Annotated in this window: 1 protein-coding gene; it reads left to right on the top strand. The window is 64.9% G+C overall.

Annotated features, from left to right (window positions below):
- A partial coding sequence (locus tag MBSD_RS06780) for a TonB-dependent receptor domain-containing protein (RefSeq protein WP_187300571.1) occupies nucleotides 1-1,181 on the top strand: 1,181 nt, incomplete at both ends.

The following is a 1,181-nucleotide window of genomic DNA, read 5'->3' as shown; positions in this document are numbered from 1 at the left end:
GACGTGTTCCACAACAAGACCACGTCGCAGTTCGCCATCGCGCCGCTGCCGTTTGACGCTCTGGCCGACGGTGTCAACATCTCGGCGCAGAATTACTACAACCCGTTTGGTGTCACCTTCGGTCCCGCATCCGGTCAGAATTTCCTGACCCGCTTCACCGGTCTGGGTCAGCGCGTCGGCAACTTCACGACCACCACCGATGCCGTGACCGCCGGTTTGAAGGGCAGCATCGGCGAGACCTCGTGGCAGTGGGACGCTGGCGTCAACTACGGCCACTACAACCAGTTCCGCAGCAGTCAGGGCTATGTGTACTACGAAGGTCTGCGCGGTGCGCTCGGCCCTTCGTATTTTGATGCCGGCACCGGCCAGGTGGTTTGCGGTACGAATCCTGCGACCGGCGGTACTGGTCCGATCGCCGGGTGCACGCCGATCAATCTGTTCGATCAGGCCAACCCGGTCGTCACCGACCAGTTGCGCCAGTACCAGGTGACTCCGTTCTACACCACCACGGTGATCAACCGTGCGGCTGAAGTGAACGCCAACGGCGAGTTGTTCAACCTGCCGGCGGGCGCGGTCAGCTTGGCCGTGGGTGCGGACTATCGCAAGGAGTACCAGCGCAACGGCGTCGACTTCGTCGCCATCACCACGGGTTCGGGTGGCACCTGCTTCATCTCGCAGGAGGCCTGCTCCACGCCGCTGGCGGGCGGCTTCACGGTGAAGGAGGCCTACGCCGAGCTGTTCATCCCGATCCTGAAGGACCTGCCGTTCGCCCGTGCGCTGAACGTCACCCTGGGTTCGCGCTATTCCGACTACAGCTCGGTGGGCAATACCACCAACAGCAAGCTGTCGGTGGAGTGGCGTCCGATCGACGACCTCCTGCTGCGCGGCACGATCTCGGAAGTGTTCCGTGCACCGAACATCTCCGAACTGTTCGCCGGCGCCGCGGGCAGCGCGCCCAGCTTCTCCGACCCCTGCATCAAGCAGGACGCCGCTTCGCTGGCCGCGCATCCGCACGCCTGCGCCGGTGTGCCGGCCAACTACAAGGGCACGGGCCTCAGCCAGACCACGGCGGTGGTGTCCGGTGCGGTGCCGGCCGGCGTGACGCTGAAGCCGGAGCTGGGCAAGTCGTTCGACTGGGGCTTCGTCTACGACCCGCACTGGCTGGACGGCTTCTCGGTCAA

It is taken from the genome of Mizugakiibacter sediminis (assembly GCF_000953855.2).
Lineage (GTDB): Bacteria > Pseudomonadota > Gammaproteobacteria > Xanthomonadales > Rhodanobacteraceae > Mizugakiibacter > Mizugakiibacter sediminis.
The sequence above is the reverse complement of the archived record's forward strand: the minus strand, read 5'-3'. Positions and strand labels throughout refer to the sequence as shown.